Annotated in this window: 22 protein-coding genes; 10 read left to right on the top strand and 12 right to left on the bottom strand. The window is 61.8% G+C overall.

Going from position 1 to position 25,137, the window contains the following annotated elements; genetic code table 11:
* Positions 1 to 17: 17 nt before the first annotated feature.
* Entirely contained in the window at positions 18 to 1,640 is a 1,623-nt protein-coding gene (locus tag AC0L7I_RS07510) for a BCCT family transporter (protein ID WP_473398935.1), read from the bottom strand.
* A 262-nt stretch (positions 1,641 to 1,902) separates the two neighbouring features.
* Here AC0L7I_RS07510 and AC0L7I_RS07505 point away from each other — a divergent pair, with 262 nt between their 5' ends.
* From AC0L7I_RS07505 to AC0L7I_RS07495, 3 genes are all read left to right on the top strand, one after another.
* Positions 1,903 to 4,476, top strand: coding sequence for a TonB-dependent receptor (locus AC0L7I_RS07505; RefSeq protein WP_473398934.1), 2,574 nt, complete (start codon positions 1,903 to 1,905; stop codon positions 4,474 to 4,476).
* Between the two features lie 83 nt (positions 4,477 to 4,559).
* Entirely contained in the window at positions 4,560 to 6,551 is a 1,992-nt protein-coding gene (locus AC0L7I_RS07500; protein WP_473398933.1) for a tetratricopeptide repeat-containing sulfotransferase family protein, read from the top strand.
* A 10-nt stretch (positions 6,552 to 6,561) separates the two neighbouring features.
* Positions 6,562 to 7,044: a MarR family winged helix-turn-helix transcriptional regulator gene (locus tag AC0L7I_RS07495; RefSeq protein ID WP_473398931.1), complete on the top strand. Its 483-nt coding sequence runs from the start codon at positions 6,562 to 6,564 to the stop codon at positions 7,042 to 7,044.
* A 139-nt stretch (positions 7,045 to 7,183) separates the two neighbouring features.
* On the opposite strand, the gene AC0L7I_RS07490 is transcribed toward AC0L7I_RS07495, so the two are convergent.
* From AC0L7I_RS07490 to recQ, 4 genes are all read right to left on the bottom strand, one after another.
* Positions 7,184 to 8,809 (bottom strand): ATP-binding protein, encoded by a 1,626-nt coding sequence (locus AC0L7I_RS07490; RefSeq protein WP_473398930.1) that lies wholly within the window; start codon positions 8,807 to 8,809, stop codon positions 7,184 to 7,186.
* A 104-nt stretch (positions 8,810 to 8,913) separates the two neighbouring features.
* Positions 8,914 to 9,831, bottom strand: a complete 918-nt coding sequence (locus AC0L7I_RS07485) for a peptidoglycan DD-metalloendopeptidase family protein (RefSeq protein ID WP_473398929.1) — start codon at positions 9,829 to 9,831, stop codon at positions 8,914 to 8,916.
* 27 nt (positions 9,832 to 9,858) lie between these two features.
* Positions 9,859 to 10,464 carry an ATP-dependent Clp protease proteolytic subunit gene (locus AC0L7I_RS07480; RefSeq protein ID WP_473398928.1) on the bottom strand — a complete coding sequence of 202 codons (606 nt, stop codon included), beginning with the start codon at positions 10,462 to 10,464 and terminating at the stop codon, positions 9,859 to 9,861.
* 123 nt (positions 10,465 to 10,587) lie between these two features.
* On the bottom strand, positions 10,588 to 12,426 hold the full coding sequence (gene recQ / locus AC0L7I_RS07475) for a DNA helicase RecQ (protein WP_473398926.1): 1,839 nt from the start codon (positions 12,424 to 12,426) through the stop codon (positions 10,588 to 10,590).
* A 122-nt stretch (positions 12,427 to 12,548) separates the two neighbouring features.
* On the opposite strand from recQ, the gene AC0L7I_RS07470 reads away from it, so the two are divergent.
* From AC0L7I_RS07470 to AC0L7I_RS07455, 4 genes are all read left to right on the top strand, one after another.
* On the top strand, positions 12,549 to 12,983 hold the full coding sequence (locus AC0L7I_RS07470; RefSeq protein ID WP_473398925.1) for a hypothetical protein: 435 nt from the start codon (positions 12,549 to 12,551) through the stop codon (positions 12,981 to 12,983).
* 114 nt (positions 12,984 to 13,097) lie between these two features.
* Positions 13,098 to 13,793, top strand: a complete 696-nt coding sequence (locus AC0L7I_RS07465; protein ID WP_473398924.1) for a pirin family protein — start codon at positions 13,098 to 13,100, stop codon at positions 13,791 to 13,793.
* A gap of 80 nt (positions 13,794 to 13,873) precedes the next feature.
* Complete coding sequence (locus AC0L7I_RS07460) at positions 13,874 to 14,185, top strand: cupin domain-containing protein (protein WP_473398923.1); 312 nt, start codon at positions 13,874 to 13,876, stop codon at positions 14,183 to 14,185.
* A 93-nt stretch (positions 14,186 to 14,278) separates the two neighbouring features.
* Complete coding sequence (locus AC0L7I_RS07455; RefSeq protein WP_473398922.1) at positions 14,279 to 14,776, top strand: hypothetical protein; 498 nt, start codon at positions 14,279 to 14,281, stop codon at positions 14,774 to 14,776.
* Positions 14,777 to 14,806: 30 nt separating this feature from the next.
* On the opposite strand, the gene AC0L7I_RS07450 is transcribed toward AC0L7I_RS07455, so the two are convergent.
* From AC0L7I_RS07450 to queC, 3 genes are read right to left on the bottom strand one after another with little or no spacing between them, the layout of a single operon-like run.
* Positions 14,807 to 15,226 carry a 6-carboxytetrahydropterin synthase gene (locus AC0L7I_RS07450; RefSeq protein ID WP_473398921.1) on the bottom strand — a complete coding sequence of 140 codons (420 nt, stop codon included), beginning with the start codon at positions 15,224 to 15,226 and terminating at the stop codon, positions 14,807 to 14,809.
* Complete coding sequence (gene queE / locus AC0L7I_RS07445) at positions 15,181 to 15,828, bottom strand: 7-carboxy-7-deazaguanine synthase (RefSeq protein ID WP_473398920.1); 648 nt, start codon at positions 15,826 to 15,828, stop codon at positions 15,181 to 15,183. Before queE ends, AC0L7I_RS07450 begins: the two co-directional genes overlap by 46 nt.
* Positions 15,825 to 16,532, bottom strand: a complete 708-nt coding sequence (gene queC, locus AC0L7I_RS07440; RefSeq protein WP_473398919.1) for a 7-cyano-7-deazaguanine synthase QueC — start codon at positions 16,530 to 16,532, stop codon at positions 15,825 to 15,827. The genes queE and queC overlap by 4 nt, the downstream gene beginning before the upstream one ends.
* A 223-nt stretch (positions 16,533 to 16,755) precedes the next feature.
* Between queC and AC0L7I_RS07435 the strand changes: the two genes are divergently transcribed.
* Together AC0L7I_RS07435 and AC0L7I_RS07430 are read left to right on the top strand one after the other, a co-directional pair.
* On the top strand, positions 16,756 to 19,620 hold the full coding sequence (locus AC0L7I_RS07435) for a TonB-dependent receptor (protein WP_473398918.1): 2,865 nt from the start codon (positions 16,756 to 16,758) through the stop codon (positions 19,618 to 19,620).
* A gap of 148 nt (positions 19,621 to 19,768) precedes the next feature.
* Positions 19,769 to 20,899, top strand: coding sequence for a PQQ-dependent sugar dehydrogenase (locus AC0L7I_RS07430; protein ID WP_473398917.1), 1,131 nt, complete (start codon positions 19,769 to 19,771; stop codon positions 20,897 to 20,899).
* Between the two features lie 3 nt (positions 20,900 to 20,902).
* Here AC0L7I_RS07430 and recR read toward each other — a convergent pair whose 3' ends face one another.
* From recR to AC0L7I_RS07410, 4 genes are read right to left on the bottom strand one after another with little or no spacing between them, the layout of a single operon-like run.
* A complete protein-coding gene (recR, locus tag AC0L7I_RS07425; RefSeq protein WP_473398916.1) occupies positions 20,903 to 21,514 on the bottom strand; it encodes a recombination mediator RecR in 612 nt (203 codons plus the stop codon).
* 10 nt (positions 21,515 to 21,524) lie between these two features.
* Positions 21,525 to 21,851, bottom strand: a complete 327-nt coding sequence (locus AC0L7I_RS07420) for a YbaB/EbfC family nucleoid-associated protein (protein WP_473398915.1) — start codon at positions 21,849 to 21,851, stop codon at positions 21,525 to 21,527.
* A 17-nt stretch (positions 21,852 to 21,868) separates the two neighbouring features.
* Positions 21,869 to 23,560, bottom strand: a complete 1,692-nt coding sequence (locus AC0L7I_RS07415) for a DNA polymerase III subunit gamma/tau (RefSeq protein ID WP_473398914.1) — start codon at positions 23,558 to 23,560, stop codon at positions 21,869 to 21,871.
* Positions 23,561 to 23,619: 59 nt separating this feature from the next.
* A complete protein-coding gene (locus AC0L7I_RS07410) occupies positions 23,620 to 24,399 on the bottom strand; it encodes a tyrosine-protein phosphatase (protein ID WP_473398912.1) in 780 nt (259 codons plus the stop codon).
* 159 nt (positions 24,400 to 24,558) lie between these two features.
* Here AC0L7I_RS07410 and AC0L7I_RS07405 point away from each other — a divergent pair, with 159 nt between their 5' ends.
* Complete coding sequence (locus AC0L7I_RS07405; protein ID WP_473398911.1) at positions 24,559 to 25,122, top strand: lipid-binding SYLF domain-containing protein; 564 nt, start codon at positions 24,559 to 24,561, stop codon at positions 25,120 to 25,122.
* Positions 25,123 to 25,137 lie beyond the last annotated feature (15 nt).

Below are 25,137 nucleotides of genomic sequence, written 5' to 3'. Positions count from 1 at the left end.
GGAATGCCACAGCACGCCTAGGTGCCTGTTTTCAATTTTTCATGCTCGTCCCGCATGCCGATGTAGAGACTGAGGCAACAGACGAGCAGGATGACCGTGAACGGAAGCGCGGCGGTGATCGTGCCCGCCTGCAAGGACCTCAGCACGTCCGTTCCGCCGCCATAGAGCAGGGCCGAAGCCGTCAGCCCCAGCATACAGGCCCAGAACACTCGCTGGATGACCGGCGCGTCTGTTTTCCCTCCGCTGGTGATCGTATCCACTACGAGGGAACCAGAGTCGGCAGACGTAACGATGAAGACGATCAATAGCAGGATCGCGATACCGGACGTCACCTCCGGAAAAGGCATGTCATGTAGCATCTTGAACAATGTGATCGACGCGTTCGTCATATCGCCTGCAAGCTCGCCAGTCCCTGATTTGTGCAATGCGACCGCAGTCTCGCCGAATGCGGAAAACCAGACCACGCAGATCGTGAACGGGGCCAGAAGGACGACCGAGAAATATTCGCGGACGGTGCGGCCACGCGATATGCGCGCGATGAACATGCCGACGAACGGCGACCAGGATATCCACCAGGCCCAGTAAAAAATCGTCCAGTCGTGGAACCAGAGAATGTCCTTGCGGCCCACCCAGTTGGTCAAAGCGGGCGTGTCTTTGAAATAGTTGAGAAGGTTTTCTCCCATGCCCGTAAAGATCAGGGTTGTCGGCCCCGCAATAACCACGAACAGGAGCAACGCAAAGGCAACACCCATGTTGATATTGCTGAGCAATTTTACGCCGCCATCCAGACCTCGAAGCACCGACAAGACCGCAAGGCCCGTCATTGTCATGATGAGCAAAATTTGAATCAGTCGCGTTTGCTCGAATCCGAACAGGTAGGACAGCCCGCTCGTCGCCTGAGTCGCTCCGATGCCAATTGTTGTTGCCAGGCCGAATACGGTCGACACGACGGCAAACAGGTCGATGATGTGCCCGGGCCATCCCCATACGCGATCCCCGAGCACGGGATAGAAGGCAGATCTGATGCTAAGCGGCAGCCCTTTATTGTGCGCAAAGAACCCCAGCGACAGACCGACAATCGCGTAGATCGCCCATGGCGCCAGCCCCCAATGGAATATCGTCGCGCTGAACGCCAGGCGTTCGGCAGCCGGCGTTCCGGGTTCAACGGCCAGCGGTGTTCCGAACCAGTCTGTATAATACGCCAGCGGCTCAGCCGATCCGTAGAACATGAATCCGATGCCGACACCGGCGGCAAACAGCATCGCAATCCAGGAGTGAACCTTGAAATCAGGCGTCGCGTCCGGTCCGCCAAGCCGTATCCGCCCCAGCGGGCTAACCGAAAGCGACAGCGCGAACAGGAACACGATGACCGGCGTGATTGCAAAAAGCCAATCTGCGCTTTGAAGGGTCCATGTCTTGGCGTCTGCAAGGGCCAGATTGGTCGCCTCCGGAAATAGCAGCGACACGGCCGAAAAGAAGATCACCAGGCCGGCACTCATGAAAAAGACGGGATTGTGGATGTCCAGCCCAAGGACTTCGATATTGTCCTGCCCGATTTCATACCCGGTATCGTACTCGGTATTTACGATGGGATCGGCGGGAGCAGAGGTCGACGTTGCAGGCGGGAAATCACTGGTCATGGACGCCTATTGCAGGAATTGTGTCGCTAATCAAAACTTTGATTTCCGCCGAGTTGATCGATCCCACAGAAATACACAGTAAATTCCAGCGACTGAGGACTCTCGGCAACACCTCGGACATTCTCTGGCGCGAATATCAGCAAAAACCTTTCTATGATCAAAATAAATCGCTAGCCCGGCCCCAACCAGCAGTCGTGTTTTCCAGCGTCGCGCCGAATGGGTGCACGTTGATCGGCTGGAACCGACCCAAAAGGGAAACTCCATGAAAAATTTGATGTATGGTGCCTCGCTGATAGCGATTGCGAGCTTTGCCGTCCCGACAGTGCAGGCGCAGGACAGCGCGCCAGCGCCGGAAGCCAAGGCCCGGCGCCTGAAGGCCGTCACGGTTACCGCCACCAAGCGAACGGAAACCGCCCAGAGCATTCCCGTTGCCGTGACCGCACTGGGCGAGAGCGAGCTTGAGGACCTGGGCGTCAAGAACTTCACGGACTACCTCGTCCAACTGCCCGGCGTGACAGCCGGTGGGTCTGGCCCCGGCCAGAGCACGATCTACATTCGCGGCCTCGCGTCGACCACGCCTAACCTCACGACGGCCGGTGTGGCCGGGCTCGCGCCGAACGTCGCCCTGTACCTTGACGAGCAGCCAGTCTCCCAACCTGGCCGCAACCTCGATGTCTATGCGGCTGACCTTGAGCGTGTTGAGGTCCTGTCCGGGCCCCAGGGTACGCTTTTCGGTGCAAGTTCGCAGGCGGGTACGGTCCGGCTGATCACCAACAAGCCGCGCCTCGGCGTATTTGAAGCCAAGGTGAAAGCGTCAACCTCGTTCACAGACGGCGGCGAGATGAGCAACAGCGCCGAAGCCGTCATCAACCTGCCGGTAACCGACAATTTCGCGCTACGCGGCGTTGTCTACACCGACAATCAGGGTGGCTACATCGACAATGTCGGCGGCACCCTCGACATCACGGAATCGGCACGCTTCCGGTCCGCTGGCACAGTGCGCGACAACGGCACGGTCGTCCAGCCGAACCGCGCCGGTTTCCAGTCGGGCGCCGATCTGTCGGGTGTCAACATCATTTCGGCCAACAATGCCTCAATCGCCGAAAACGATATCAACGATACAAGCTATCAGGGCTTCCGCCTGAGTGGCCTTTACGAGTTCAATCAGGATTGGCGCCTCAGCGTATCCCACTCCCAGCAAAACCTGGATTCCGACGGCGTCTTCTTCGCGGACCCGGATCTTGATGACTACGATATCGTCCGGTTCACCGACGATGAGATCGAGGACAGCTACCACAACACGGCCTGGACAATGGAAGGCCGCATTGGCGCACTTGAGGCTGTCTATACCGGCGCATTTACAGAGCGCACGACCGACCAGATTGTCGACTATTCCGACTATCTCTTCGTCGGCCAGTACCTGCCCTACTATATCTGTGACTACAACGTGACCTACCCGGCCGGAGCGCCATCGGGCACATGTTACGCGCCGAATCTCAATGTGAATTCGAGCACCGAAACCGAAATCCAGACCCACGAACTGAGATTCAACACGCCTAGCGAACATCGCATCCGAGCCACGTTCGGCGGCTTCTTCAGCGATCTCGAATTGCGCGAACTGAATGATTTCATCTATCCGGGCTCCACTCAGGTCGCCTATTCGGATGGCTCCATCGGGTTTGCACCAAACTATCCGCTGACTAATACCGACGTCACCGGCGCGATCGGAAATGCCTCGCCCGGCTATTATAGCCGACCGGGCCCGTTCCCTGCGGGCGTCGTTTTCCGTAACGACGTCAAGCGCACCGACAAGCAGCTTGGCGTTTTCGGCGAAGCCACTTTCGACATTTCCGATCAGTTCGCCCTGACGCTCGGCGCCCGCTGGTATGATATTGAAGTGGACCTTGAGGGCAGCGCCAACTCGTCCTTCTTCAACCTCTACCAGGACTCGGACCTGCAGCTGGCTGGCACAAACATCTCAGCCCAGTTTGCCCCGAACAATCCGTTCGGCGCGCCAGACAAGGCGGCAACGGATGGCTTCATCTACAAGGTGACCGGCGAATGGACGCCCACAGAAGACCTTCTGTTCTTCGCGACCTATTCGGAGGGCTTCCGTCCCGGCCTCCTGAACCGTCCGGGCGGCGCGGCTGGCCCCAACGGGTTCACCGTGCCTTATGCGCTCGATACGGATGATGTGAAAAACTACGAAATCGGCTGGAAAACGGAACTCTTCGACAATTCCCTGCGCCTGAACGGGTCGGCCTTCTTTGTGAAAATCGACAACCTTCAGACAACGATTTTCGATCCATCCATCACCAACCTGTTCTTCTCCGACAATGCCGCCAATGCGGAAATCAAGGGTGTGGAAGGCGAGTTCACCTGGGCCCCGGCGTCTGTCGATGGCCTGACAGTGGCGGGTGCCTTCTCCTTCCTCGACACCGAAGTGACCGAAGTTCTGACCCCGACCAACGATGTCCTGCTCGGCTCGGAACTGGCATTTGCCCCAGCGTACCAGGGCAATATCCGGGCCCGCTATGAATGGGACCTCGAACGCCGGATTGCGGGTTCGTCCCTCACGGCGCATGTCATGCCACAGATCGTTTTCTCCGACAGTTCGGTGAGTGACATCATCGAGATCAACAAGGCCGAGATCGATGGCTGGGTGACGCTGGGTGCCACGCTCGGTGTCACAGCTGACAAATGGACGGCTGAACTGTTCGGCAGCAACCTGACCAACGAATATGCGGAACTGGCAAACAACTTCGTCTTTGACCGTGAGCGGGTGACGCCTGTTCGGCCACGCACAGTCGGCGTGCGGGTCTCGTTCTCGTACTAAGACAGGCAGACACTTGCTGAGATTGCAGCGCCCTGACAGGATCAGGGCGCTGCATTTCGTTCAGACAGGGATATATCCAAAGGATGACAGACGTGACTGAGCCGGATGCGGCCCTGAAGACCGCGCAGATCCAAATGCAGTCTGGTAATTTCGCGGCAGCGCGTGAAATCGCTCAGGCTATTCTGGCAAACGAGCCCACACACAAGAATGCCCTCTATGTCGCAGCCGTTTGCGCCCGGTATGAAGGGCTCCATGATGACGCGACCGCGCGTCTCGCCGAGCTCATGACGATCGCTCCGGATTACGGCCGTGCCCATCAGGAAGAAGGCCACTTGAAATACAAGCTCGGCGACATGGGTGGCGCTCTCAGGGCATATGAACGCGCGACTCGGTTTAATCCCGCACTGATCGCCAGCTGGACCCGGCAGGCCGAACTGCATGCTGCGACTGGCAACACGCACACCGCTGCGCATGCCCGCGCGCAGGCCGAACGCATGAAAACACTACCCCGTGAACTGCTCGCAGTCACGAACCATGTGAATGAAGGGCGCATCTTTCGAGGTGAAGAAATCGCACGCGCGTTTCTCCATCGCCAACCAACACATGTCGAAGCCATGCGCCTCCTTGCGGATATTGGCACACGGCTAGGTGTGCATGAGGATGCAGACTTGCTGCTTGAAAGCGCCATCGAGCTGGAACCCGACAATATCCAGTTGCGCCTCGATTATATCCAGGTCCTCCGCAAACGGCAGAAATACGCCCAGGCCCTTGAGCAGGCCCGCGCCCTTATGGCGCGCGACCCGGACAATCCGGTCTTCCAGTCCCATTTCGCAATCGAGAGCATGCAGGCCGGCGACTATGAAACGGCGCTCGTCTATTTCGACATGGTGCTGGAACAGTTGCCGGACGATACCGCGACTCTGGTGTCGCGCGGCCATGCGCTGAAAACCTATGGTCGCAGCGAAGACGCCGTCGCCTCCTACAAGGCAGCTGCGCGTGTGACGCCAGGCCAGGGTGACGCATGGTACGGCCTGGCCAATCTGAAAACCTATCGTTTCAGCGATGAAGAGCTCGCGATCATGGAGGCGCAAGCAGCCGCGCCGGATCTTGATCACATGTCTCGCATTCATATCGCCTTCGCGCTCGGCAAGGCTCATGAGGACCGCGGGGATCACGACAGCGCCTTTCAGGCCTTCGCGCGCGGGAACGACCTCAAGCACCAGACGGTGCGGTACACGACCGCGCAAATGCATGCGGAGTTCGAGGCGCAGAAAGCGACCTGCACGCCCGCCCTTTTTGCGAAGCAGGGCGGCAAGGGCTGCCTTGCACCCGATCCGATCTTCATCCTAGGCCTGCCGCGGGCGGGGTCGACCCTGATCGAGCAAATCCTTGCCTCCCACCCGGATGTCGATGGCACATTGGAATTGCCGAACATCCTGTCGCTCGCCCACCGGCTTCGCGGACGCAAGCAGCTGACAGACCGGGAACGCTATCCGCGCATCCTGCATGAACTGGCTGCAGATGACCTCAAGGCGCTGGGCGAAGACTATATCGAGAATACACGCATCCACAGGCAAGGTGCGCCCTTCTTCACCGACAAGATGCCCAACAATTTCAGGCATATCGGGCTCATCCACCTCATTCTGCCAAATGCAAAGATTATCGATGCACGCCGCAGCCCGATGGATTGCTGCTGGTCGGGCTTCAAGCAGCTCTTTGCCGAGGGCCAGGAGTTCACTTACAGCCTCGACGATATCGGCAACTATTATCGCAGCTATGTCGATCTGATGGATCACTGGAATAGCGTTCTGTCCGATGGGCGAATCCTTCGGGTCCAACATGAGGACGTTCTGGACGATCTCGAAGGCCAGGTCCGGCGCATTCTCGACTATTGCGGCTTGCCGTTTGATCCGGCCTGCGTGGATTTCCACAAGACGGAAAGGGCTGTTCGCACAGCCAGCTCCGAACAGGTCCGCCGCCCGATCAACAAAAGCGGACTTGAACAGTGGCGCCCATATGAGGCACATCTCGAGCCTCTGAGAGCCGCGCTGAGGCCAGACCTCGCGCCTGAATAGGGGCCGACACTTGAGCAAACGATCCGAGGACGCTCTCATTGCGCTGCGACGCATTCAGCGCATGACAGAAATGGCATCCAAACGCCTTGCCCAGACGGCGGGACTAACCCCGTCGCAATTGAGCGTCCTGCGCATGCTGGACGAAGGGGACGAGATCTCCGCCGGCCAGATCGTTGAAGCAACCCAATTGAAGCATGCCACGATCACCAGCCTGGTGGACAAGCTTGAAGCACGCGGCTTCGTGGCCCGGGAGAGGTGCGAAACTGACAGGCGCCGCGTCTGGCTGCATTTGCTGCCAGCCGGGAAGATCGCCCTCTCCAAGGCACCCGATCCGCTGCACGAGACTTTCTCAACGGGTTTCGACGCCTTGCCCGACTGGCATCAATCCATGTTGGTGTCCGCACTGGAGCGCGCAGTCACCCTGCTCGACGCCGACATGCTGGATGCCGCGCCCGTTCTGGACGTCGGTGAACTGGACGAGAAGCCGGCTTGAACAGATATCGCCTTCTGGGCTGGTCGTGACGAAAAGCGGCACCCGGGGAGTATGAACCGGGTGGGCATGATCAAATCCTGCTGCACATCCCTACGGGCGGTTTCCTCCTCAGGTTCGCCCGTCGCTCAGGAACCACGATTCAAGCGCGCTTGGCGCTGAGTTCCCAGCCTGTGTCTTCGTTAGCGATCAGCACATCCGCCAGCGTCGCCACGAGCGCGCGCGGGCGGATCGGCTTTTCGATCAGCGTGGTAAAGCCCGCCCGCTCGCAAGCGATCTTGCGTTCGGCGCTGATATCGGCCGTGACGGCGAGGATGGGAGCGAGCTGGTTTGGGCCGCTGGCGCCGCGCAGGGCGCGCACGATGGTCTCGCCACTGCCGCCCGGCATATGAATGTCGGCGAGGATGGCCTGGTAAGGCGTTTCACCCGCGCGGGCGATGGCGTCGGCGGCATTCTGAACAATCTCCACCTGCCAGCCGGCCGCTTTCAGTGCCTGGGACATGACCAGCGCACTGATGGCATGGTCCTCAGCGATCAGGACATTGCCCAGAGTCAGGCTGCACATGCGCGGCTTGGGCGGCGCATCGACGGCCAGCCGAGGCCCGGCGCGCAGCACCGGAATCGTCACCGTGAACACAGACCCACCGCCGGCATTGTCGGCCAGCTTGATTTCTCCGCCCAGCAAGGCTGTCAGGCCCTTGGCGATGGACAGGCCGAGCCCCGATCCACCATGCGTTTGGGCGGTGGAGGCACGGGCCTGTTCGAAGGCCTCGAACAGGCGGGCCTTGTCGGCATCGGATATGCCGCAGCCGGTATCGGAGACGGTCATACGCAGCTTGAGATGGCCTGCGGCTTCCAGTGTCCCGAGCGTCACGCTGACATGGCCGTGCTCCGTGAATTTCAGTGCATTGCTCATCAGATTGAACAGGATCTGGCGGACGCGCATGGCGTCTGCCTCGACGCGCATCACGCTGTCGGAGTCCACGTGGATCCGCAGGTCGAGCCGCTTGCCGGCGATACGCGACTGCCAGAGGTCGCGCGCTTCGGCGGCGAACGCGTGCAGGTCGAACGGGACCGGGCTGACGGGCAGCTTGCCGGCTTCAAGGCGCGACAGGTCCAGCAGGTCGCCCAGCAGGCGGTCGAGATGGTTGCCGCTTTCGCTGATCGTGCGGGCAAGGCGGCGCGGTTCGGAGCCTGATATCGTGTCCTGCAGGAGGTCAGCAACGCCGAGGATGCCGGTCAGCGGCGTGCGGATTTCGTGGCTGAGAAAGGCGAGGAAGCTGGACTTGTCGCGGGCGACATCCTGCGCCCTTGCTGTGGCCTGCTGCAGGCGCTTGCCGGCGGCCTGCATGGCACGGGCCCGGAGCGCGTTCTCCTGTGCCACTGCGGCAAGGATGGCACCGGGACTGATCAGGCCGCTATAGCGCCCGTCATTGAGGACAATCACGCCGTCGGTCAGGGCCGACGTATTGCCGTCGGCAGCCATTTTGGCGATGAGCGCAACGGCTGTGCCGGTTTCGGCCATGACTGGCTTAGGCGTCATGAAATGGCTAACCGCGCGGTCAGCAGCGACATCGCGCTCACTGGGGCTGGCGAGGGCTTCGGTCAGGCGCGCACGCGTGACCTGGCCAAGGGCTGCATCGTTCATGACAATTGGCAGGGCGAAAAGGGAGGGGTCTGACAGGAACAGGCCGAGCGCAGCCGATGCTGACGTTTCCGCACCGATTGGCGTAACGCCTATCGCAATATCCTCTACACGTACTGGCATTTTAAGAGAATGCGCCCCTCACCCGTTAAGAGCGTATTCTCGTTGAAAATCGTTTACGCGCGGCAAACGGTTTCCTAACGCATTGTAAACCATGGCGAGGGGGCTCAGGGGCCGGTCGCAGGCCCTGTATGGGTAATGATGTCGCCTTTGGGCACCGCCTTGCCGGCCTGCCTTTCGAAACCGCCAACCGGCATGTCCGGCCCGTCATTGTCTCGGAAATAGAGCGGCAAGCCATAGCCGAGAAGGGGCTGCTGGGTGACGGCGGTGAGGTAGTGGGCATAGTGGACATGCACGTGGGGTTCGGACGTGTTGCCGCTATTGCCGCAGGCGCCGATAACGGCGCCTTCCTCAACCGTGTCGCCGGCTGACACGGCCACCGAGCCGGGCTTGAGGTGGGCAATCACCAGATAGTTCCGGCCGGGTTCGGCCTGGATCATGACATGGTTGCCCATGATCTGTTTGGGCGGCAGCGGCAGCTTGCCGGGCACCTGATCAGGCTCGCCGTCATGGGCCACGGCGACGGTTCCGCTGACGGGAGCAAGGACGGGCTGGCCGTAGCAGCCATAGTCCTCAAGCGTGTCGCTGCCGGTGAAGCCCGGCTCGATGATCAGGTCATAGGCCCAGCGCTGGTCGGGATAGGCGGCGTGGTAATTGGTCGCCACCTTGTCCCCGCCCCAGGCGACGCGGACGGGGCCTTCGAGCGGCACGCGAATGGCCAATACAGGCTTGGTGGACGCGATTCGCGCAGGGTAGGCATGTCCAAGCAGCATGGGCAGGAAGGGGGCGGCAAGGGTGAGGCAGGAGAGCGCCAGGGTGATCCAGCCGAGGCGGCTCGCCCAGCGTTTGCGCACCGCGAGATAGACCAGCGCGCCGACCAGGCAGACAAGGCCCGCCAGCGGCATGTAGAGCTGGGAGACGTGCCAGAGGACCAGCCGCGCGGGCGGGGCCAGCCATTGCAGCGACACCTGAAAGGCCAGCAGGGCGACCAGGATCGCCAGCGGAAACCATCTCACAATGCGCATGCGGCCCCTTTCCGCCAACGGGTAGCCTTATTTGATTTCGCCCTGATTCGTGACGATCTTGTTGACCAGGCCATATTTCACGGCTTCGTCGGCGCTCATCCAGAAGTCACGGTCGGTGTCCTTCTTGATCTGCTCGAGCGTCTTGCCGGTGGCTTCGGCGAAAATATTGTTGAGGCGTTCGCGCATCTTGAGGATTTCGCGGGCCTGGATTTCGACATCCGTGGCCTGGCCGCCAACGCCGCCCCGCGGTTCATGGAGCAGGAAGCGGGTATTCTTCAGGGCGAAGCGGTTTTCCTTCTTCGCCGCCGCGTAGATCAGCGCGCCGGCCGAGGCGACCCAGCCGGTGCCGAGAACTTTGACGGGGGCGCTGACGAATTTGATCATGTCATGGATCATGTCGCCGCTTTCGACGTGGCCGCCGGGCGAGGAAATCACCAGCAGGATCGGCGCCTTGCCGTCCGCCGAAGACAAGGCCAGCAGGCGCTCACACACGCGCTTGGCCTGCTTGAAGTCGATCCCGCCGGTCAGCAGGATGGTGCGGGCCTTGAAGAGGGCTTCTTCAAGGAACGCATTCGGCTCGCCCATTGGCGGGCTTTCGGCTTCTTCGTCGTCGAGGCGTGAATAAGGTGACATGTCATCTCCGGACAGGGGAATTCGAACTGGCGCTATAGGTGAGGCGCGCTGGCGTCCGGGTCAAGGCTGGAGAGGTTAAAGCGGTGGAAAACGCTGTATTTGCTGGATTGTGTGTTTGCCGCCTCACGCCGCTTCGGCGATGATCCGCGCGACGTCTTCAGCGTAGCGCTGGGCCTTTTTCTCGCCGACGCCGCTGATCTGCCTCAGGGCATCGGGCGAGGCGGGGCGTTCGCGGGCGATTTCGGCGAGGGTGCGGTCGTGGAAGATGACGTAAGGCGGCACGCCGCGCGCCTTGGCCGTGTCGGTGCGCCAGAGGCGGAGGGCATCGAACAGGTCCTGGTCGCGGCCTGACAGGTCTGCGACGGCGGCCGCTGCAGCAACGCCCCGCGATCTGGATGGCTTCTTGCGGGTGGCGGTGACGTCTTCGCGCAGCATCAGGGTGCGCTCGCCCTTGAACAGGGCGCGGGCGGCCTCGCCGTCCGGCACGATGATGGACGGGCGCATCGTGTCGCCCCCTTCGGCCAGAAGGCCGTCGAACAGGAGCGCATCGAACACGCGGTCCCAGCCCGCCTTGGCGAGGTCTTTTCCCACGCCGAACGTGGACTGGGTGGAGAGGGTCTCGTCGAAGCCGTCTTTCGTGGTGCCCATCAGGTGGAGGATGAGACGCCCCCGCCCGACCTTCTGGCCGCAGCGGATGACGGCGGAGACGGCCATCTGGGCCCAGCGGCTGGCGTCATGCATCTGGCCCGGCTCTGACGTGCAGACATCGCAGACGCCGCAGGGCTCGACCTTTTCCTCGCCGAAATAGCGCCGCACGGCGCCGCGCCGGCATTCGTCACCATTGAAGAAGGCGAACAGCTGGCGTGTCTTTGTAAGCTGGACGCGTTTGACCTCTTCGGGCGCGTCGCCCTGATGCGTCCATGACAGCGAGCGGGCCATGTCTGACGGGCCATAGAGGGCGATGCCTTCAGCAGGTTCACCGTCACGCCCTGCCCGGCCGACCTCCTGCCAATAGGCTTCCAGCGTCTTGGGCGGATCGGCATGGATGACGAAACGCACGTCCGGCTTGTCGACGCCCATGCCGAAGGCGACCGTGGCGCACATGACGAGGCCGTCTTCCAGCAGGAACCGCCGCTGGCGCTCCTGGCGCACATTGGCGTCGAGGCCGGCATGATAGGCGAGCGCAGGCACGCCGGCGCGGACGAGGGCCTCGGCAACGTCCTCGGTGCCCTTGCGGGTGGCGGCATAGACGATGCCGGATACGCCGTTGCGCGCCTTGACCAGCTGGACGACACGGGCCGTGCGGCCGCCGCCCTTGGGCTCAGCCGAGAGGGTAAGGTTGGGGCGGTCGAAGCTGGCGACGTGCAATGCCGGATCGGTGAGCTGGAGCTGGGCGAGGATATCGTCGCGGGTGCGGGCGTCAGCGGTGGCGGTGACCGCGAGACGGGGCACGCCGGGGAACAGTTCGCGCAGGCGCCCGAGAGCGCGATAGTCGGGCCGGAAATCATGGCCCCACTGGCTGACGCAGTGGGCTTCATCGACAGCGATCAGGGAAATGTTCATGCCCGCAATGCGCTGGGCGAGATTGGTGCCGAGGCCTTCAGGCGAGACATAGAGCAGGTCCATCTCGCCGCGCTCGGCCGCCTCCAACGCCTCGGCGCGGGCGGTGAAGTCCATCGAACTGTCGAGCCGTTCGGCCCGAACGCCGACCTGTTTCAGTGCGTCGACCTGGTCCGACATGAGCGCGATCAGGGGCGAGACGACGATCGCGCAGCCCGGCCGGATGAGCGCCGGGATCTGGTAGCAAAGCGACTTGCCGCCGCCGGTGGGCAGCACGGCGAGGGCGTCGCGGCCTTCGAGCACGTCGCTGATCACGTCTTCCTGCAGGCCGCGGAAGGCCTTGAAGCCATAGACGCGCTTCAGGATTGCGCGGGCATCCTTGATCTGGGGGCTGGGAGGCATGTTTTGTGTTGTGAGCGTGTGCGTGAGTCGGGGCAAGAGGGTTCAGGCGGTTTGGTCAGTTCGATTTTGGGTTGTGCGCAGGCAAATGTGTTCCCAAGTCAAACAGGAAGGGGGTTTTTGAAATGCCCGACCCAGACAAACCGACCCGGGATCGCGCCGCGCTTCAGCGGCTTTTGAGGCGGCGCGGCCGACGAGGGAAAGTCGGGGCGAACCCGGAGACAGAGACCAAGATTCACGCTTGGCATTCGAGCTACTCTTTCAGACCTTCCAGCGACCACTCGGCCTCATCGAAAGTGCTGACCGGATTTGGCGTGCTGCTTGTGCTTTCATTACCCATTGCAATGATAGTGCTTTGGGAGACCCTTGAGGATGTTCAGTATTCGAGCTCGCTAGGTTATTTCGTTTTCCATGCAGCGATCTACGGCTGCATGATCCTGATCATCGCAACGATACTCATCGCGCCTGTGCTGATGATCGCCCTCTCCTTGGGAGGCGCCTGGGAAAGCCGACGCGAGCGACGCGGCAAGGCAGTAAAGGCATCTGGCGAGGAGACATAAGATACGCTCTGCCATGCATAAAGCGCATAAAAGTGATCCATGCCCCGCCCTACACGGCATTTCGGGCGACGCCATATTGTCTCCAACGCAACACTTACCGAACGGAGCATGACAATGATTGATATCAGACGTTTCGAAAATCTCGGTCGCTTCAAGAACGAGTGGCTGAACGCCAATTACCATTTTTCCTTTTCCGGATACCATGATCCGCGCCGCATGGGCGAAGGTGCCCTGCGCGTCTGGAATGATGACACGATCCAGCCGCATACCGGCTTCCCGCCGCACGGGCACCAGTCGATGGAGATCATCACCTATGTCCGCACCGGCGCGATCACGCACAAGGATTCCCTGGGCAATCATGGCCGCACCGAAGCCGGCGACGTGCAGGTGATGAGCGCCGGCAGCGGCGTGCAGCATGCCGAGTGGAACGAGGAAGACGAGGCCACGACACTGTTCCAGCTGTGGATCCAGCCGCGCGAAGCAGGCGGCACGCCCAGCTGGGGCGCGCGCAAGTTTCCGAAAGACGACCGCTCCGGCAGCTGGGCCGTGTTTGCCTCAGGCACAGGCGAGAATGGCAGCCTGACGATCAAGCAGGACGCCAAGGTGCTGGGCGCAACGCTGAAGGCCGGCGAGACGCTGGCCTATGACGTGGCCGCCGGACGGCATGGCTATCTCGTGCTGGCGGCCGGATCGGTCCGCCTCAATGGCGAGGTGCTGAACGCCCGCGACGGGGCAGCCTTCACGGAAGGCGAAAACATCCGTCTGGAAGGCATCGACAATGCCGAGATCGTCCTGGTCGACACGGTTTGATCTTTGCCTCAGGCCGCGATACCCGACAGCCTTGGCGCGCATGGCGCGCGAGCCAGTTTTGAACCGGGAGACCGTACGCCTTGAAAATTATCCGAAGCAGGGATTTTACCGCAACCCGGCCATGGGGCGCACTCGACGTGGCCAATATGGGCGGGATCACCACACGCCTTCATTGGACCGACCAGCCCTACAGATGGCACGTGAATGACGGGGAAGAAGTGTTTGCCGTCCTCGATGGGCAGGTGGACATGCATTATCGCGAGGATGGTGAAGAGAAAGTCGTGACGCTGGAGGCCGGCGATGTCTTCTTCGCCGGAATCGGCTGCGAGCATGTTGCCCATCCCAAGGGCGAAGCGAGGATACTGGTGGTCGAACATGAAGGCAGTGAATGACGGCCGGACTGGCCCGGCTCACATCGCTGTGACTTCGGGAACGGGCAGCCGCATGGTACATTGCCCGTCTGGAACATTCAGGAGGATGACCCGATGAAATACCTATTCGCCGCTGCCGCTGCCGCCCTGCTTGTCGCACCGGGGGCGTTGGCCACGGATGTGACGGTTGGATACTCGCAGGACTTCCAGGAATCCCTTGAGGACGATTACGGCATCAGGGAAGGCACATACCTGACGAAGAACATCAAAGAAGACCTGATGCGCGAGTTCGAAAAAGCCGGCCTCGATGTCGACTGTGTCGACGTCACGATCGAACGCGCCGTGCCGAACAAGCCCACGATGAAGCAGCTCGGTGACAAGCCCGGCCTCGACTATGGCGCTTCGGTGAGCATTGGCGGAATGGAACTGTCCGCCACGGCGTTTGACGCCGGCGGCGCCGAAATGGGCAGCCTGACCTATGACTGGTTCGAAACCGACATCCGCAATGCGGGTCTGACGACCTGGGACGACGCGAAACGCGCCTCCGACCGGTTTGCCCGCAAGTTCGCCAAGAAACTGGCACACAGCAGGATGACCGGGGCGGAAAGCTGAAGCGGCGCCCCTTGGGAGCCGTGATCCTTTCTAGAGGACCAGTTCGCAGCGTTCATTCAGGCTGGGCCGGGCCACCGCGACGCGGGTGAGGCCCGGCAGGACCGGCGCAAGGTCCGCCGCTGCCCAGAGGCAGATGCGCTCCAGCGTCGGCACATCGAGGCCGTCGATTTCGTTCAGCAGCTTGTGATCCAGCTTTGCCGCCGTGGCCTCGAGCGATGCCGTTAGGTGCGAGAAATCCTCAACCCATTGTTCGCCCGGCTTGACCGTGCCCGAAACGGTCGCTTCCAGCTGGAAGGAATGGCCGTGGACATTGCGGTAGGGATGCCCCTCAGGCTTGCCGCCCATATAGTGCGCCGCCTCGAAATTCACCGATTTGGTGATCGCGAAAACGCGGCCTTCCGGTGTCAGGGAAGCCCGATCAGTTTGTGGGTTTGCAAGCTCAGTCGCCATTGGGGATGCTTCATACAATAGGTCGTTGCGGCCTGCAGGTTCCGGGCCGCGTTCGGATCGTCCTTCGGTTGCAGGAAAAAGTGCGTAAAGTCCAGTTGCGAGAACCGTTCCGGCTGCGCTTCGGGCTCGTCCTGCGGATAGACGAGTTTCAGCTCATTCCCGCTGGTCTGGACGAGCGGCGCATTCGCCTTGGGACTGACGCAGATCCAGTCGAGGCCCTCGGGCGCAGCGATCGTGCCATTGGTTTCGACGCCGACCTCGAAGCCTTCAGCCTTCAGCGCGGCGATCAGGGGCGCGTCAAGCTGGAGCAACGGCTCGCCGCCCGTGCAGACGACATAGGCGGGGCGCGCGGCGCCAGCTTCGGCTTCCCAGATGGCCTTCACATGTGCGGCGAGGTCTTCAGCTGTGCGGAACTTGCCGCCATTGATGCCGGTCGTGCCGACGAAATCGGTGTCGCAGAAACGGCAGACAGCCTTGTCGCGGTCGCGCTCAAGGCCAGACCAGAGGTTGCATCCGGCAAAACGCAGGAAGACGGCGGCGCGGCCTGTCTGCGCGCCTTCGCCCTGCAGCGTGTAATAGGCTTCCTTGACGGTCCAGGTCATGCAGCGGCCCGCCAGCGCTGCCAGCCCGATGCGCGCAGCTCACAAGCCGGGCACGTGCCGCAGCCATAGCCCCAGTCGTGCCGGTGCGTGCGGTCGCCGAGATAGCAGGTATGGGTCTCTTCGGTGACCAGGTCGACAAGCGCCTGCCCGCCGAGGCGGTCGGCCAAGGCCCAGGTCTCGGCCTTGTCGATATACATCAGCGGCGTCTCGATGCGGATGGCGGAATCGAGCCCCAGCTGGAGAGTCTGTTCCTGCGCTGCCAGCGTCGCCGCGCGGCAATCCGGATAGCCGGAATAATCGGTTTCGCACATGCCGCCGACAAGGACATCGATCCCCCGGCGGTAGGCGAGCGCGCCGGCCAGCGTGAAGAACAGAAGGTTGCGGCCGGGCACGAACGTGGACGGCAGGCCGGCCTTGGTTGTCTTAATGGCGACATCATCTGTCATGGCGCTGTGGCTGAGGCTTTTGAGAACGCTCGCATCCAGCATGTGGTCGGGACCGAGCCGCTCGCCCCATGCGGGAAAGCGGTCGCGAATCGCGGCCAGGAACCGGTCCCGGCAAGCCAGTTCGACCCTGTGACGCTGGCCGTAGTCGAAGCCGACCGTCTCGACACGCGCAAAGCGCGACAGGGCATCGGCGAGGCAGGTCGCAGAGTCCTGTCCGCCCGAGAATAGTACGAGTGCAGATAAGTGATTTTCAATCATCGACGGGCTGTATCAGCCCCTACGTAAAGGGCCAAGCCGCCAGCGTTACATTTATGACACCTGCGTCAGAACAAATGCATGACAGTCCGGTAAACATGTTGACAACACCCCCTCTCTCTATTTGTGATGGTCCGTGAAGTTGTCCCGTTAAAGAGGACACTCGGTCAATAATCACAATTCGCGGCCTGCCATCCCGACGGGCCCGAGGGGAGGAAAATTCAGAATGACACGGAAAACAGACTCGAAAACCGTCTTGTTCGCGAGTGCATCCGCACTCGCAATCGGACTGTTCGGCCAGACTGCCCTGGCCCAGGAAACGGAGGCCCCGGAAACGACCCGTACTCTGGCCACCGTCACGGTGACGACCCAGAAAATGGAGCAGTCGATCCAGGATGTTCCGATCGCCGTTTCGGCGTTCGATGAAGATGCCATCAATCGCCTTCAACTGACCGGCGGCGCCGACCTCGTGAAGGCCGTTCCGAACGTGTCGTTCACCAAGGGCAACTTCACGGGCAGCAACTTCAAGATCCGCGGTATCGGCAACGACGCCGTTGCGCAGTCTTCCGATGCCGGTGTGGGCATCCACCAGAACGACGTGCCGCTGGGCGCCAACTTCCTCTACGAGCAGGAATATTTCGACATTGAGCGCGTGGAAGTCCTGCGCGGTCCGCAGGGAACGCTCTACGGTCGTAACTCCACTGGCGGTGTTGTGAACATCATCACGCGCAAGCCCGTCTTCGGCGAGTTCCAGGCCGATGCCGCACTGACCTATGGCAACTACAACACGATCAAGGGCCAGGGCATGGTCAACCTGCCCGTCGGCGAGAAGCTCGCCCTTCGGGTTGCCGGTGCAATTACCCAGCGCGACGGCTACACCGACAACACGGTGACCAATAGCGACGTGAACGGCCGCGACCTCTGGTCGGTTCGTGCGACCTTGGGCTTCGAGCCATTCGAGAATTTCCGCGGCTGGCTGTCCTATGAGCACTTTGAAGAAGATGACGACCGCATCCGCGCCGGCAAGCAGCTGTGTAAGAAGGACCCGACCAAGACAAGCTTTGCCGGCATTCCGATTACCGGCCTTGATACGCTGATCACGTCCCTTGGCTGTCAGGAAGCGCCTCTCAGCCAAAGCTATGACCGGGTGAACTCCGCCGGTACGCTCGGCGGCGGCCTCGGAATCCTGGCCGGCCTTCTCAATGGCGATGCATTCACCGCGCCGCTTGACCGGAACCTTCGCCATATCGAATCGTCGCTCGATCCGGTTTACCAGGCTGAGCAGGACCTCCTGACCCTCAAGCTGGAACTCGATATCGGCGACAGCCTGAAGCTGACATCGCTGACGAGCAGCAACAAGACCAATCAGGTATCGGTCGACGACTATAACAAGATTGCCCCGACCATTGCGTTCAATACGGTCGGCAATCCGCTCGGCAACCCCGCGCTTGCCCCGGTATACCAGGCTCTCTTCCCCGGCGGTGTCGTGTCCGACCCGCAACTCGGTGTGTCGAACCTGTTCCGCACCTTCGATATTTCAGGCGGCAAGTCGGATACGACGACACAGGAATTCCGCCTGCAGTCCGACTATGAGGGTCCGTTCAACTTCAATCTCGGCATGATCTTTGTCGATGGCAACTCGATCAATCCGAAGGACAACAATGCCGGCTACTATGTGCTGTCGAACTCTCTGACGGCGCTCACCCAGCTGAACAATGCCCTCGGTGGCGCGATTTTCGGCGGCCTGACGCCGCTCGACACATCAAACCCTGACGATGACGGCAATGTGCTGAATTCAACGGAAGGCTTCGGACGCAACTATTTCCGTTCGCTCTCGCCTTACCGCCTGGATTCCAAGGCCTTCTTCGGCGAAGGCTATTATGACATCACGGACGAGCTGAAATTCACGCTCGGCCTGCGCTACACCAATGATGAAAAAGAACAGGACGTCGTGCCGTCCGCGCTGTTCACCCCGGTGACGGCACTGCCGGAAGCTGGTGTCCCGATCGGATTGCTCACCGCAGAATTCCAGGAGACAACCGGTCGTATCGGTCTTGACTGGTCGCCGACCCTGGCCGCGACCGATGACACGCTCATCTATGGTTTCTACTCGAAAGGCTACAAGGGCGGCGGTATCAACCCACCCCAGCCAGCCGGTGCCAACCTGTTCCCACAGACGTTCGATCCTGAATTCATCGACGCTTTCGAACTCGGTACCAAGAATACGTTTGCCAACAACACCCAGTCGCTCAACGTGACCGGCTTCTACTATGACTATCAGGGCTACCAGATCACCCAGATCGTCAACCGGACATCGGCAAACTTCAACGTCGACGCCAAGCTCACCGGTCTCGAAGTCGAGTACCTCTGGACTCCAGCCGACAACTGGCTGCTGACAGCAAACCTCGGCCTGCTGAACTCCGAACTGCAGGGAACGACCGGTATCGACGTGCTTGACCGGACGAACGGCAATCCGGACTTCGTGACCCTGAAGAACGCTTCGTCCTATTCGAACTGCGTCGTCTCGGCCCAGGGCTATGCCACCGTGCTTGGTGCCATCGCCGGAAGCGTCCTTGCTAATGGCGACTCGCGTGGCCTTTGCGCCGGTGCCTTTGCTGGCCAGGAAGCCGCATTCGGTCTCGGCGACGTGACTTACGTCGATGGTAATGGGAACACCCAGACGATCGGTGCGCTGACACCGTTTGATGGCATCTCGAAGGACCTCGATGGCAACAGCCTGCCGGGTGCGCCTGAAATGACCCTGAACCTCGCCGCCGAATACACGTTCAATGCCCTGAACAATACGAACTGGGACATGACCGTTCGCGGCGACTTCTACTACCAGGCTGACAGCTACAGCCGCGTCTTCAATACCCAACGCGACGAGCTGGACAGCTGGACCAACCTCAACCTCTCGCTTGTTCTGGCCAATGCCGAAACCGGCTGGGGTGTGGAAGCGTTCGCCAAGAACATCACCGACGAAGAGGTCATCACGGGTGCATACCTGACCGATGACAGCTCGGGCCTGTTCAGCAACGTGTTCCTGACCGAGCCAGCCCTGTACGGTATCACCGTGCGGAAATCCTGGTAGGTCAAACCAGACCCGGCGCGGGCTGAAAGATCCGCGTCGCACTACCACTGGGGGGCAGCTCGAAAGAGCTGCCCCTTTTTTGTTTGGTCCATCGGCCTCACCGGACTATCCTTGGCTGAGATATTCCAGAACAAGGACTTGAGCCCCCATGCGTCTTTCATATGCGAGCTTCGTGACCAGCCTGCTCCTGGTCGCCTGCGGCAGCGCCGCCGTGCAGACGCCCGATGTCATCGGCGACACCAAGGTGAAGCTGACACCGGTTGTCACAGAGGCAGAGTTTCCGTGGGGGCTGGCGATCTTGCCCAACGGCGACTTGTTGTTCACCGAAAAGGAAGGCGGCCTGAAGCGCGTGCCCGGCGGCGAAGGTGCGCCCGTGGTGGTCAGCGGCATGCCGGACGCCTTTACCGAGGGCCAGGGCGGCTATCTCGGCCTCACGCTGGACCCCGACTTTGCTGCCAACCGGCTGGTCTATATTTCCTACTCGAAGGGCGATGCTGCCGCCAATGGCGCTGCCATCATCCACGGTCGCCTCAGCGACGACGGCAATGCGCTTGAAGACGTGACGGAGATCTTCTGGGCAGACCGCCGCGACACGGCCTACCATTTCGGATCGCGCCTGCAGTTTGGCGCCGACGGCACGCTATATGCGACGCTGGGCGAAGGCTTCAAATACATGCAACAGGCGCAAGACCAAAAAGTGACGCACGGATCGATCATCCGGATCAATTCGGATGGAAGCATCCCTGCAGACAATCCGTTTGCCGACGGCGCCAACGGTCATCCGGCGGTCTGGTCGTATGGCCATCGTAACGCGCAGGGCCTCTACTACGATGTCGAGACCGACACGCTGTACGAAACCGAGCATGGCCCGAAGGGTGGCGACGAGCTCAACGTGATCCGGAAGGGCGCAAACTATGGCTGGCCCAAGATCACCTATGGCGTGAACTATGACGGCACGATCATCACCAGCCAGACCGAAGCCGAAGGCATGGAACAGCCGCTGACCTATTGGGTGCCGTCGATTGCCCCGTCAGGCCTGACCAAGCTGACCAGCGATGTCTATCCCGGCTGGAAAGGCGACCTGTTCACCGGCGGCATGAACGGCCCGGCCGGCCTGAAACTGGTGCGGATCGACATGGAGGACGGCAAGGTGGTCGGCCGCGAAGACCTGTTTGATGGCGAGTACCCGATACGCGACGTAATCCAGGGCCCGGACGGGCACCTTTATGTCGCCACCAAGGACATGGACGGCATCTTCCGCGTGGATGTGGCCGAGTAGACCCTAGTTTTTCACGTCCCGACGTGACCTGAGGGCGGCGGCCAGCGTGCCGTCGTCGAGATGGTCAAGCTCGCCCCCGACAGGCACGCCGTGGGCGAGCCGCGTGACCCCGGCGCCGGAACCTTCCAGCAGGTCGGCGACATAATGGGCCGTGGTCTGGCCGTCGACCGTGGCATTGAGGGCGAGGATGACCTCGCGGATACCGCCTGCCTGAACGCGCGACACGAGCGGGGCGATGTTGAGATCGTCGGGCCCGACACCGTCAATGGCCGAGAGGACGCCGCCGAGAACGTGATAGCGGCCGCGGAAGGCGCCGCCGCGCTCCAGCGCCCACAGGTCGGGCACGTCTTCCACGACGCAGATGATGCCATCGTCGCGGCCATCGGCCTGGCACACGGCGCAGGGCTGGATCGTGTCGTAATTTCCGCAAGTATGGCAGCGATCGATTTTCTCGCCCGCCTCGCGCAGCGCATCGGCCAGCGGCAGCAGGATCTGGTCCTTGCGCTTCAGCAGGAACAGGACGGCCCGCCGCGCCGAGCGCGGACCAAGGCCCGGCAGGCGCGCCATCAGTTCGATCAGGCGAAGGAGTTCAGGACCGGCAGAGCGTTGGGACATGGGTTGCGTTTCAGAAAGGCAGCTTGAAGCCGGGGAGCATACCGCCGCCGAGGCCTTGTGTGGCCGCCTTCATCGCTTCTTCCATGGCCTGGTCGAGGCGCTTGCGGGCGTCCGAATGAGCCGCCTTCAAGAGGTCTTCGAGGATTTCGGGATCGTCGCCCATCAGGGACGGATCAATGTCGACGGAGACCAGTTCGCCCTTGCCCTTGAGGCGCACCCGGACGAGGCCGGCACCGGCCACGCCATCCGCCTCGGTGGCCTCGATCTTTGCCTGGGCCTCCTGCATCTTGGCCTGCATTTCCTGGGCCTGCTGCATGATCTTGGCGAGGTCTTTCATCTTGGGCTTTCCTGTTTCTAGCGCCGGGCGTTGAGGCGGATGACATTGTCAGCCGGCGTGCCGGATTCAAGCGCCTGGGGCTCGATGACGTCAACTATGGTGGCGCCCGGCAGGGTTTTGAGCGCGGCGGCAATGGCCGGATGGGCAGCTGCGGCGGCATGGAGCTCCTCGCGCGTACGTATCTCGGACTGGCGAACCGTCTCGCCGCCGCCGGAGACCTGGGCCACGTTCCAGTCCATGCCGGTTTCGTGTTCGAGGAATTTCTTCAGGCGCGACAGAAGGCCGGCGGGCGACCCTGATTCGAGTTCGCATTCGAGATGGCCCGGGAGGACCTTGCCGGGGCGAACGAACTTTTCGAGTTCGACCTGGAGGTTCACTTCCCGCAATTCGTCGAGGCGGGCGATGATGTCTGCAAAGCTTGCGATGCCGCCGGGATGGTGCGGCGCCTCATGGGGAGCATCAGGCTTTCCCGGCGAAGCGCTGCCTCCGGCAGCCAGGAGACGGGCGGCCTCCTCCGGCGAGGGCAGGTTGCTGGCGGCAGCCAGGCGCAAGACGACCATGTTGAGCGCCGTCGCCGTGTCAGGTGCCGTCTGCAAGTCGTTGAAGCCGGACAGCAGGATCTGCCAGCAGCGGGACGCCTGAGCGGGCGTCAGCTTCTGCGCCATGGCCTGCGTGCGCGCGGCCCAGTCGGCCGGGCCGCCGGGATCATAGTCGCCGCCGGTCGCCTGCGCGACGGAGACGTCGGCGGCAATGTCCATCAGGTCTTTCAGGATCACGGCGGGGTCAGCCCCGGCATGGACCTGTTCGCGGATCTCGGTGAGAGCGTCTTTCGCATCACCATTGATCGCAAAGCCGAACGCATCGAGCAGGCGGCCCCGGTCGCCAAGGCCAAGCATGTCACGCACGTCCGCGCCGCTGACTTCAGCGCCATCCATGGTCTGGACGATGGCCTGGTCGAGGATCGAGAGCGCGTCGCGCACCGAGCCTTCGGCGGCGCGCGCGATGAGGGCGAGCCCCTCTTCGGAGACCTTGGCGCCTTCACGGTCGGCAATGCGTTTGAGGTGTACGGCGAGTTCAACAGAATCAAGGCGCTTCAGGTCAAACCGCTGGCAGCGCGACAGGACCGTAACCGGCACCTTGCGGATTTCCGTCGTGGCGAAGATGAATTTCACGTGCGGCGGCGGCTCTTCCAGCGTCTTCAGCAGCGCGTTGAACGCGGCCGTCGACAGCATGTGCACCTCATCGATGATGTAGACCTTGAAACGCGCCGAGACGGGCGCATAGCGGGCCCCGTCAAGCAGGTCACGCATGTCGGCGACGCCCGTGCGGGAGGCGGCATCGAGTTCCAGCACGTCCGGGTGGCGGCTGGCCATGATGGCATCGCAATGCTGGCCCGGCGGGTCGAGATGGATGGACGGGGCGTCGGCGCCTTCGCGGGTATAGTTCAGGCCGCGCGCGAGCAGGCGCGCAGTGGTCGTCTTGCCGACGCCGCGCACGCCGGTCAGCATGAAGGCATGGGCGATGCGGCCCGTGTCGAACGCGTTCGAGAGCGTGCGGACCATGGCCTCCTGGCCGATCAGGTCTGTGAACAGGCGCGGGCGGTATTTGCGGGCGAGGACCTGATAGGCCGCCGGCTTGGCGGACGGGTCCTCATCTCCGAACATGGAGAAGGTCTGGTCGTCGCGCTCGGGAGTGTCTTGCTCGCTCATTTCGGGCGACCTTAGCGGTTTCAGGACGGGCTGGGCAATGGCCTGTTGCGGCTGGGCGCCTAGACCTCAATCAAACGGGCGCGAATAGCGTTCTGCATGACCTCGTCAACGCCGAGCGTGTCAGTCAGATAGGCATCGACCGAGCCTGATTCGGCAACGATGGCGGCGACCGCCGTTTCGAGGTAGCGCACATGCACGCCGAGGAAGGGCCGGTAGACTTCGACATCATGGTGCTTGCCCAACATGTCGTTGAAATATTTCGCGGCGTCAGGAAGGAAGAGTGACACGTTTACGGCCTCGTTGGTAAGATCGTAGTCGGTGCGGATATCCTGATCACCGACGCCGAGCACATGGTGGGTCAGCGCGCAGAGGATGCCGGTGCGGTCCTTGCCGGCCGCACAGTTGACGACGCCCGCGGCGTCGCCTTCGAGACCGGCCAGCTCGCGGAACCAGTCGGAGAAGAGTTCGGCATGGTGGGGCTTGAACGGGGCAATCTTGTAGTAATTGTCCATCCAGCCATCGGCGGCGGCGGCATCGACTTCGACCTGGGTGAGGAAGCGCGTATGCGGCGCATCCATCTCGCGGCCGCCATCATTGGTGATCGTGTTCGGCGCCGACCATTTGCCCGGCTGCTTGTCGCGCTCGTCGGGACGGCGCAGGTCGGCCTGCAAGTGGATACCGAGATCGGCAATCCTCTGAAGGTCGGCATCGGAAGCTTCGGCATAGTGGCCGGAGCGGAAGAGCAGGCCCCGCTTTACATTGCCGCCATGACGAGAGGCGTAGCCGCCGAAATCACGGAAATTGCGGACGCCGTCGAGCGGAAAGATGCGATCATTCATAATCAGGGAGCTAGCGCGGGATCGCGGGGCCGTCCAGAGCGAATCCCCTGTGCCGTGCCTTTGCCCAAGGGCAATGGAACGGGCGACACGCCCGGAAATTGTTGTCCCTTGGCGCTTTGCAGCGTATTCAACCCCATGAGCCGATGAAGGAGAAACCCCATGGCCAATTTCCGTTCCGCCCTGCTCGCCGCCTGCCTCGTGATTGGCGCGCCTGTCCTGACGACCGCATGTTCCAGCCTGCCTGATGAGGTTAGCCGCCAGGACATCGATGCGCAGAGCCAGCAGGCCCTCAGCAAGCTGAAAGCCGACAATTCGGCGGCCCGCGCCATTGCCAACCAGTCGCGCGCCGTCCTGATCTTCCCGTCCATCGTGAAAGCCGGCCTTGGTGTCGGCGGTGCGTTTGGCGAAGGCGAAATGCGCAAGGGCGGTGTCGTGACCGACTATTACAGCACCTTCACCGGCTCGTGGGGCCTGCAGGCCGGCGCCCAGCAATACGGCTACGCCGTGTTCCTGATGAACGACAAGGCCGTGAAATATGTCGAGGATTCCGATGGCTGGGAAATCGGCGTCGGCCCGACAGTCGTACTGGTCAATGCCGGTGTGGCCGAGAACCTCTCGACCTCGACGCTGAAGGAAGACGCCTATGCCTTCATCTTCGACCAGAAGGGCCTGATGGCCGGTGTCAGCATCGAAGGCACGAAGATCACGAAGCTGAAGAAGTAGGCCCCATAAGCCCCC

Source organism: Hyphomonas sp. J20-32 (assembly GCF_055808555.1).
This window is presented reverse-complemented; position numbering and strand designations above follow the sequence as displayed.

Excerpts from the sequence above, each read along its gene's own strand:
- AC0L7I_RS07420 (WP_473398915.1), bottom strand. The coding sequence starts at position 21,851 with ATGAAAGACCTCGCCAAGATCATGCAGCAGGCCCAGGAAATGCAGGCC.
- AC0L7I_RS07510 (WP_473398935.1), bottom strand. The coding sequence starts at position 1,640 with ATGACCAGTGATTTCCCGCCTGCAACGTCGACCTCTGCTCCCGCCGAT.
- AC0L7I_RS07505 (WP_473398934.1), top strand. The coding sequence starts at position 1,903 with ATGAAAAATTTGATGTATGGTGCCTCGCTGATAGCGATTGCGAGCTTT.
- AC0L7I_RS07500 (WP_473398933.1), top strand. The coding sequence starts at position 4,560 with ATGACAGACGTGACTGAGCCGGATGCGGCCCTGAAGACCGCGCAGATC.
- AC0L7I_RS07450 (WP_473398921.1), bottom strand. The coding sequence starts at position 15,226 with ATGGCGACTGAGCTTGCAAACCCACAAACTGATCGGGCTTCCCTGACA.
- AC0L7I_RS07415 (WP_473398914.1), bottom strand. The coding sequence starts at position 23,560 with ATGAGCGAGCAAGACACTCCCGAGCGCGACGACCAGACCTTCTCCATG.
- AC0L7I_RS07480 (WP_473398928.1), bottom strand. The coding sequence starts at position 10,464 with ATGTCACCTTATTCACGCCTCGACGACGAAGAAGCCGAAAGCCCGCCA.
- AC0L7I_RS07485 (WP_473398929.1), bottom strand. The coding sequence starts at position 9,831 with ATGCGCATTGTGAGATGGTTTCCGCTGGCGATCCTGGTCGCCCTGCTG.
- AC0L7I_RS07465 (WP_473398924.1), top strand. The coding sequence starts at position 13,098 with ATGATTGATATCAGACGTTTCGAAAATCTCGGTCGCTTCAAGAACGAG.
- AC0L7I_RS07490 (WP_473398930.1), bottom strand. The coding sequence starts at position 8,809 with ATGCCAGTACGTGTAGAGGATATTGCGATAGGCGTTACGCCAATCGGT.
- recQ (WP_473398926.1), bottom strand. The coding sequence starts at position 12,426 with ATGCCTCCCAGCCCCCAGATCAAGGATGCCCGCGCAATCCTGAAGCGC.
- AC0L7I_RS07435 (WP_473398918.1), top strand. The coding sequence starts at position 16,756 with ATGACACGGAAAACAGACTCGAAAACCGTCTTGTTCGCGAGTGCATCC.
- queE (WP_473398920.1), bottom strand. The coding sequence starts at position 15,828 with ATGACCTGGACCGTCAAGGAAGCCTATTACACGCTGCAGGGCGAAGGC.
- queC (WP_473398919.1), bottom strand. The coding sequence starts at position 16,532 with ATGATTGAAAATCACTTATCTGCACTCGTACTATTCTCGGGCGGACAG.
- recR (WP_473398916.1), bottom strand. The coding sequence starts at position 21,514 with ATGTCCCAACGCTCTGCCGGTCCTGAACTCCTTCGCCTGATCGAACTG.
- AC0L7I_RS07410 (WP_473398912.1), bottom strand. The coding sequence starts at position 24,399 with ATGAATGATCGCATCTTTCCGCTCGACGGCGTCCGCAATTTCCGTGAT.
- AC0L7I_RS07430 (WP_473398917.1), top strand. The coding sequence starts at position 19,769 with ATGCGTCTTTCATATGCGAGCTTCGTGACCAGCCTGCTCCTGGTCGCC.
- AC0L7I_RS07405 (WP_473398911.1), top strand. The coding sequence starts at position 24,559 with ATGGCCAATTTCCGTTCCGCCCTGCTCGCCGCCTGCCTCGTGATTGGC.
- AC0L7I_RS07470 (WP_473398925.1), top strand. The coding sequence starts at position 12,549 with ATGCCCGACCCAGACAAACCGACCCGGGATCGCGCCGCGCTTCAGCGG.
- AC0L7I_RS07455 (WP_473398922.1), top strand. The coding sequence starts at position 14,279 with ATGAAATACCTATTCGCCGCTGCCGCTGCCGCCCTGCTTGTCGCACCG.